The organism is Thermoflexibacter ruber (genome assembly GCF_900113045.1).
In the GTDB taxonomy this organism is placed as follows: Bacteria; Bacteroidota; Bacteroidia; order Cytophagales; family Thermoflexibacteraceae; genus Thermoflexibacter; species Thermoflexibacter ruber.
Window position 1 is genome coordinate 82,185 of record NZ_FONY01000023.1, and the last position, 7,051, is coordinate 89,235.

Here is a 7,051-nt window from a genome sequence, read left to right on the forward strand (position 1 = left end):
ATTAGGAATTTACGAATTATACTCTAAAACCAATCACCAGCACATCGTCAGTTTGGTGTTCTTTTGTGCCTTGCCAAGCGGCGAGTTCCTCTGCTAACTTCTTTTCTTGTTCTGCAAAAGGCAAATGATGGATAGAGAATAAGAAGTCTTTGAGTTGCTTAAGACCATACTTTCTGCCTTCGTTTCCTCCAAACTGGTCTTGGAAGCCGTCAGAAAAGATATAGAAAGTAGCACCCTTTTGCAAGTTTATGAGATGCTTGTGAAAATCCTTGTGCCTATGGGCTTTATCTATACCTCCAATGCCGTATCTGTCCCCTTTGAATACGTGCAGTTCATTGTCCAAAATCATCACTAAGGGATTTTTTGCACCTGCATATTCTAAGGTATTCTCTTCGTAATCGATTACGCAGAGGGCTAAATCCATACCGTCTTGGTTATGTGTGTCGTGTTGTTTAAGCGTTTCTTTCACTCCTTCGTCTAATTCTATTAAGATTTGCTCAGGAGAGGTAATCTGGCGGGTATGCACTATTTCTTTGAGTAGGCTACTCCCTACCAAAGACATAAAAGCGCCCGGTACACCATGCCCTGTGCCATCTACGGCTGTAAAAATGATTTTATGTCCCCCGTTGGATTTAGGAACTTGTCCCAACCAATAAAAATCGCCACTGACTACACTACGAGGTTGGAAAAAGAGTAAGCACTCAGAAAGCACAGCCTCAAGTTCGTTTTTTTGAGGTAGAATAGCACTTTGTATCCTATAAGCATAGTTCAGACTGCTCACTACTGCATGATTTTTTTTGTCTAATTCTTGAAGGGCAAGACTGAGTTCTTTGCTTTGTTCCTCTAAGGCATCTCTTTGGGACATAATCTCCATTTTTCGCTCCCAGAGTTCTTCTTTTTGCATTTTCAGTAGCTTATTGGCTTTGTTAGCAAACCTGTATCGGTGGTAAAGCACAAAGCCTAAAATGGCAGCAAGTATCAACCCTACCCCTAAAAATAGCAAAAACTGATTACGTCTTTTTAGTTCTAAACTATTGATTTCATTTTCCTTAGAAAGTATTTCTATAGACTTTTGCTTCTGCTCGCTGTCGTAGCGCGTTTGCATCTCTGCGATTTGCTTGGCGGTTTGTATCGTATAAAGCGTATCTTTGGCAAGATTGTATAAATGCTCATATTCGTAGGCATTTTTGTAGTCATTCATTGCTTTGTAGGTTTCTACCAAACTTTGATAGCTGGCTATCATGCGTTCCTTGATATGTGCATTTTGGGCTACATACAGAGCCTCTTGGTGATATTCTAAGGCTTTTTTCAAATCTCCTGCTTTGAGGTAAGTATTGCCAATATTGTCTAAAATGATGTTGGTAGTAAGAAAGTCATCGCTATGGATGTTGGCTAAAAGGTTGAGTGCCTCAGTGAACCTTTTAATTGCTTCTGTGTAATTCCCTCTTGTTCTTTGAATTAACCCTAAATTATTGATAGCCTTTGCGATTTCGTGCAAGTCCCCCTGTTTAGTTTTCATTTTATAAGCCTCATCAAAATAATGACTTGCACTATCGTAATTATTCATGTAAAAATAGGCTGTGCCTATGTTACTATAAGTTTCGCCTAATTCCTCTACCAAATTTGAGTTTTTCCTAAGCAGGTCTAAGGCATCTATAAAATAGCGTAATGACTCCTTATAGTTTTTCTGCTCGCGAAAAACAATACCTATGTCATTCATCACATTGACTATGCCCTTCATATTACCCTCTTCCTCTCGTATCTTGAGCAGATAAAGATAGTATTGGAGTGCAGAACCATATACACCTTCGTTGCGATACGTATCTCCGATTTCTTTGAGTGTTTGGGTCAGATTAGCTTCATCATTAATTTTTTCATAGTAAGCGGCAAGTTGGATTTCGTAAAGCACTGCTTTTTCGTACATACCTTTTTGTAAGAAAGAGGCTTTGAGCGTATTGAGGGCTTGATACTCATCATCATTAGAGATAAGTTCATGAGAAAGGTCTAAGGCACGATTAGCATAGCGGATAGCAGAATCAGGAAAGTTAGCAGATAGATAAGCCATTGCCAATTCATTGCTCAAATTCATCTCAGCACGCTTATTTTTTACATGCGAAAGTGTTTCTTTTAAACTTTTAATTTGGTCTATTTGCTCATCTTGTGCTTGTAACAAAGAAAAAGAGGCAATTATCAATAAAAAAAACAAGAATAAAGTAATATTTTTATGCATATCCAACTTGTTGTAGAGAAGAACTTGACTCTATGCTAATCTCAAAAGGGGGAATTTTATCAGAGAAAATTTACATGAAAAATAACTATCTTATAGACTAAATTTAATGCCAATTAAATGAAAAAATAGGATAAAACGACAAAAAAATTGAACTATTTATTTGATGGGGGATAGTCCTAATTTTTTTGCTTGTTCTATCATAAAGGGATACGCTTCTTCATATTCGTTGCGAATGATGCCATCTAAGATAGCTTCTCTGATTTGTACCTTAATCATGCCTACTTCCTTACTTGGTTTCAAGTTAAAAGTTTCCATAATCATTTCGCCAGTGATGATAGGTTGGAAATTACGTATCTTATCTCGTTCTTCTACCTCCGCCATGCGTTTCTCTACCTTTTCAAAATTGTCTAAGTATCGTTTGACTCGCATGTGGTCTTTGGAAGTAATGTCAGCGCGACAAAGTTTCATCAGTGCCTCAGCATCGTCCCCTGCCTCAAAAAGCAAACGCCGTACTGCCGAGTCTGTAACTCCTTCTTTGACTAAGGCAATAGGGCGCAAGTGCAAGCGGACTAATTTTTGGACAAATCGCATTTTTTCATTCATAGGAAGTTTTAGCTTTCTAAAAATCTCAGGCACCATGCGCGCGCCTCTTTCCTCATGTCCGTGAAAAGTCCAGCCTACTTTTTTGTCAAATCGCTTAGTAACAGGTTTGGCAATATCGTGCAGAATTGCCGCCCAACGCAACCATAAATCATCAGAATAAGCACAAAGATTGTCCAAGACTTTTAAGGTGTGATAAAAATTATCTTTATGGGTCTTGCCATCTATTTCCTCTGCTCCTTGTAACTCTACCATTTCAGGGAAAAATAATTTTAACAAGCCAGAAGCAAAAAGCAAGTTAAAACCATAAGAAGGTTTCTTTGTGAGAATAATTTTATTAAGCTCTTCGGAGATTCTTTCTGAGGAAATAATTTTGATTCTTTCTTGGTTGCGGATAATTGCCTCGAAAGTACTTGGTTCTATGTCGAAAGAAAGTTGAGTGGCAAAGCGTATAGCACGCATCATGCGAAGCGGGTCATCAGAAAAAGTAATGTCTGGATTGAGGGGAGTGCGGATAATTTTCCTTCTTATATCTCCTAAGCCGTCAAAAGGGTCTATCAAATCTCCAAAATCTTGTTCATTTAAGCTAATAGCCAAAGCGTTAATCGTAAAATCTCTGCGATTCTGGTCATCTGCCAACGTTCCATTTTCCACAATAGGCTTTCGGGAGTGGCGTTGGTAGGATTCTTTTCGCGCCCCTACAAACTCTACTTCCCAATCTCCTAAGCGTAGCATAGCAGTTCCGAAGTTTTTAAAAGTAGCTACAGAAACTTCTTTCTCGTGTTCTTTTTGATAATGCTCAGCTACTTGATTTGCTAAGGCTATGCCGCTTCCTACACAAACAATATCAATATCCTTAGAGGGTCTTTTCAAAATCAAATCTCGAACAAACCCACCTACCACATAAGCAGGAATCTGATTTTTTTGGGCTACCTCTGCTATGAAAGGAAAGATAGGATTTTGAAGTAATGATTGTTTAAAATTCATTGTTTGTGCTGAAAATCAATGATTTTTTACTAATATATTTAGAATATGCTTACAATGTTTGCAAAACAAGACGCAAAATTAATAAATATTTTCCATAAATAACATGAAGCAAATAAGATAGGTTTGTTAGATTATTAGTCTAAATCACTCTTTATTCTGCTTTTATAGACTTGTTAGATTTATTTGTTATAAAAAATTTAAAAAAATGTTTGGAGGGAAACAAGAAAGCTGTTATCTTTGCATCACTTTTCTGAAAAACACATCAGATAAGCAAAAAACAGCATAAAGGAGTGGTAGTTCAGCTGGTTAGAATGCCTGCCTGTCACGCAGGAGGTCGCGGGTTCGAGCCCCGTCCATTCCGCAAAAAGATTCAAAAACCTCATAACTTATTTGTTATGAGGTTTAATGTTTTTTGTTAAAAGTATCTTAGGAACCGACCTCAAGTTTTTTCCTTAAAGGACACTATAAATTACTTGACGATGCTTGTCTATTTGCTTTTCATGGCACAAATCGGTCTTACTTGGCGGTTTCATTACTTGCTCTTGTATCATCTGTCTTTGCTATTTGTTCTTGCTTTGCTGATAGGGCTTACTTTTGTGATAAGTGAAAGATAGTCCCAGCATGATTTTACAAACCGTAGGTAAGAGCTACGAACTTTTGTTTACCTATACTGCTCCTATGCAAGGAGTTTTATATACAACTTTGGTCTTTTTTGTTGTAGGAAGCACTATCAATAGGGAACTGCCCCTTGTAGAGTTCGAGAAGAGTTTTATGTTTGATTGGCTCTATGGAACTAACTATGCCACTTGGCTCGTTTACGGGCTTGGCTTTACTTTCCCTTTGTTTTTTTTCCAAACTAATACACCTTTGGGCTATGTATTGGCTACGCTCATTGGTATTTTATCTTGGGGAATTACGATTGCATTTTTCTTTTTTGAGGAGAAAATGAGAATTTTCTATGACCTGCACACCAAGCTAATGATATGGTCGCACATAGGCATACAAATATTTCTTTCTGTGGCATCTATGTATGCCATGATTCATGCAAGAGCAGAAGAATAAAGATTGTATTTAAAGGAATATTTTTTGGAGTAAATTTCGTATATTTGTTTCTAACAAACTTTTCAAATTGAAATGAAAACCCTTACCCATATTTCCATAGAAGATTATCTTTTGCAAGAATCGCAAGCGGAGTACAAAAGTGAGTACCATGCTGGGGAAATCATAGCGATGGCGGGAGCAAAGTTTCCTCATAACGTGGTAGTTGCAAATCTCATTATCCTATTGGGCAGATGTCTATGGAAAGGTAAATGCCAAGTAATTCCCAGTGATTTGCTGATTTCCTTGCCAGAGTGTGAGAAATTTGTTTATGCAGATGTTACCATTGTTTGCGAAAAAGTGCAATTAGGTGAGCAAAGGTATGGCATAGATGTTTTGCTCAACCCAAGTGTGGTGATAGAGGTACTTTCGGAAAGCACAGAATTGTACGATAGGGTAGAAAAGTTTGCTTGTTACAAAACCCTAAAAAGTATGCAACAATACGTTTTGGTGGACTCAAGGAAAGTATTAGTAGAAACCTTTACTCGTACTGCGGAAAACGATTGGTTACTGAAATCTATCAGTGATAAAGGCAAAAAAATAAAAATAGGGGATTGTGAAATTTTAGTGGAAGACATTTATCATCATGTAGTATTTGAAAATCAATGAAAACTCTTACCCATATTTCCATAGAGGATTACCTTTTGCAAGAGTCGCAAGCGGAGTACAAAAGTGAGTACCATGCAGGAGAAATCGTAGCGATGGCAGGAGCAAAGTTTCCTCATAATCTTGTTGTCAATAATTTGATTTACTTGCTTAATACTTGTCTATGGAAAGGTAAGTGCCAAGTAATTCCCAGTGATTTGCTGATTTCCTTGCCAGAGTGTGAGAAATTTGTTTATGCAGATGTTACCATTGTTTGCGACAAGGTAGCTTTGGGCGAGCAGAGGTATGGCATGGACGTTTTGCTCAATCCAACTGTGGTGATAGAGGTGCTTTCAGAAAGCTCGGAATTGTACGATAGGGTAGAAAAGTTTGCTTGCTATAAAACCCTCAAAAGTATGCAACAATATGTTTTGGTAGATTCAAGGAAAGTTTTGGTAGAAACATTTACCCGCACTGCGGAAAACGATTGGTTGCTGAAATCTGTCAATGACAAAGCTAAAAAAATAAAAATAGGGGATTGTGAAATTTTAGTGGAAGACATTTATCATCATGTAGTATTTGAAAATCAATGAAAACCCTAACTCATATTTCCATAGATGATTACCTTTTGCAAGAATCGCAAGCGGAGTACAAAAGTGAGTACCATGCTGGGGAAATCGTAGCGATGGCGGGAGCAAGAGAGCCGCATAATGCTATAGTGAGTAATCTGATTATTTTATTAGGACAGTGCCTTTGGAAAGGCAAGTGCAGAGTCTATCCCAGCGATTTATTGATTTCCTTGCCTGAGTGTGAGAAATTTGTTTATGCTGATGTTAGCATTGTTTGCGAAAAAGTGGCTTTGGGCGAGCAGAGGTATGGTATAGATGTTTTGCTCAACCCAACTGTGGTAATAGAGGTGCTTTCGGAAAGCACAGAACTCTACGACAGGGTAGAAAAATTTGCTTGCTACAAAACCTTGAAAAGTATGCAACAATACGTTTTGGTGGACTCAAGAAAAGTCTTAATAGAAACTTTTACTCGCACTGCGGAAAACGATTGGTTACTGAAATCTATCAGTGATAAAGGCAAAAAAGTAAAAATAGGGGAGTGCGAGATTTTAGTAGAGGACATTTATCATCATGTAGTATTTGAAAAGGAAGAGAATATATCCCAAAAATAACATTTCCTTAGAAAAAAATGCACTTAACCGATTGTGCTAGTTTGGAATTTTCAGTAAAAAAGGTTATCTCTAAGGTGCAACCATAAAAAGAGATAACCTATGCACCAAATCGCAATTGATTCAGTATTCAAAGATAATATAAAAGAGTTAAATTTATCAGATTTTCTGACCCTTACTTTTTTCATTATAGATGAAATTTACAAAGAAGTCGGTCAGTTAGTTGAACGTTCGGGACCTAAACCAACTTTTTCGGATAGTGAAGTGATTTGTCTAAATCTTGTCGGTCAAATGGTTTGCGATTCTGAGAAGGCTTGGTATAAAATAGTCAAGAAGAACTACTTAGCATTATTTCCTAAACTTTTGGAACGTAG

At 37.4% G+C, this 7,051-nt stretch carries 8 protein-coding genes and 1 tRNA gene; 7 read left to right on the plus strand and 2 right to left on the minus strand.

Annotated elements, in window-relative coordinates; all coding sequences use genetic code 11:
- Positions 1 to 16: 16 nt before the first annotated feature.
- Complete coding sequence (locus tag BM141_RS13485; protein WP_221407681.1) at positions 17 to 2,206, minus strand: tetratricopeptide repeat protein; 2,190 nt, start codon at positions 2,204 to 2,206, stop codon at positions 17 to 19.
- 180 nt (positions 2,207 to 2,386) lie between these two features.
- Positions 2,387 to 3,817, minus strand: coding sequence for a CCA tRNA nucleotidyltransferase (locus BM141_RS13490; protein ID WP_091546421.1), 1,431 nt, complete (start codon positions 3,815 to 3,817; stop codon positions 2,387 to 2,389).
- A 287-nt stretch (positions 3,818 to 4,104) separates the two neighbouring features.
- On the opposite strand from BM141_RS13490, the gene BM141_RS13495 reads away from it, so the two are divergent.
- From BM141_RS13495 to BM141_RS13520, 7 genes are all read left to right on the plus strand, one after another.
- A tRNA-Asp gene (locus BM141_RS13495) sits at positions 4,105 to 4,178 on the plus strand.
- Positions 4,179 to 4,296: 118 nt separating this feature from the next.
- The gene (locus BM141_RS23670; protein WP_262509458.1) at positions 4,297 to 4,431 is read left to right on the plus strand and encodes a hypothetical protein; all 135 of its coding nucleotides are present in this window, start codon (positions 4,297 to 4,299) and stop codon (positions 4,429 to 4,431) included.
- A gap of 7 nt (positions 4,432 to 4,438) precedes the next feature.
- Positions 4,439 to 4,879 carry a hypothetical protein gene (locus tag BM141_RS13500; RefSeq protein ID WP_091546423.1) on the plus strand — a complete coding sequence of 147 codons (441 nt, stop codon included), beginning with the start codon at positions 4,439 to 4,441 and terminating at the stop codon, positions 4,877 to 4,879.
- A 72-nt stretch (positions 4,880 to 4,951) separates the two neighbouring features.
- Positions 4,952 to 5,524: a Uma2 family endonuclease gene (locus BM141_RS13505; RefSeq protein ID WP_091546426.1), complete on the plus strand. Its 573-nt coding sequence runs from the start codon at positions 4,952 to 4,954 to the stop codon at positions 5,522 to 5,524.
- A complete protein-coding gene (locus BM141_RS13510; protein ID WP_091546430.1) occupies positions 5,521 to 6,093 on the plus strand; it encodes a Uma2 family endonuclease in 573 nt (190 codons plus the stop codon). The genes BM141_RS13505 and BM141_RS13510 overlap by 4 nt, the downstream gene beginning before the upstream one ends.
- Entirely contained in the window at positions 6,090 to 6,680 is a 591-nt protein-coding gene (locus BM141_RS13515; RefSeq protein ID WP_091546434.1) for a Uma2 family endonuclease, read from the plus strand. Before BM141_RS13510 ends, BM141_RS13515 begins: the two co-directional genes overlap by 4 nt.
- A gap of 99 nt (positions 6,681 to 6,779) precedes the next feature.
- The coding region (locus BM141_RS13520) for a hypothetical protein (RefSeq protein WP_091546438.1) at positions 6,780 to 7,051 on the plus strand (272 nt) is incomplete at its 3' end.